General features: G+C 57.3%; 2 rRNA genes. Both read right to left on the minus strand.

Features of this window, described 5'->3' with window-relative positions:
* Positions 1-115, minus strand: a 5S ribosomal RNA gene (gene rrf, locus GUY59_RS47215); the annotation flags it as partial.
* Between the two features lie 141 nt (positions 116-256).
* Positions 257-375 (minus strand): 23S ribosomal RNA (locus GUY59_RS47220); the annotation flags it as partial.

The raw sequence follows: 375 nt of genomic DNA on the forward strand, positions 1-375 counted from the left end.
CCGGCGGCGACCTACTCTCCCACACCCTCCCGAGTGCAGTACCATCGGCGCAGAGAAGCTTAACTTCCGGGTTCGGAATGTAACCGGGTGTTTCCTTCCCGCCATAACCGCCGTAACCCCATGAAACTGTCAAGCGTAACCGCTTGCTGTCTCAGAATTGCCTAGTGGACGCGAGCAAGAATCTTACTTTGGTGTGGCGCAGCTCCGGACCCGGCGAAGAGTAACAGAGCGCTGCACACACCAAAGAATATGCTTTGTGGTCAAGTCCTCGGCCTATTAGTACCGGTCAGCTCCACACGTTACCATGCTTCCACACCCGGCCTATCAACCCGGTCGTCTACCGGGAGCCTTAACCCCTCACAGGGTGGGAGACCT

Source organism: Nonomuraea sp. K271, from assembly GCF_009908215.1.
Taxonomy (GTDB): Bacteria; Actinomycetota; Actinomycetes; order Streptosporangiales; family Streptosporangiaceae; genus Nonomuraea; species Nonomuraea longispora.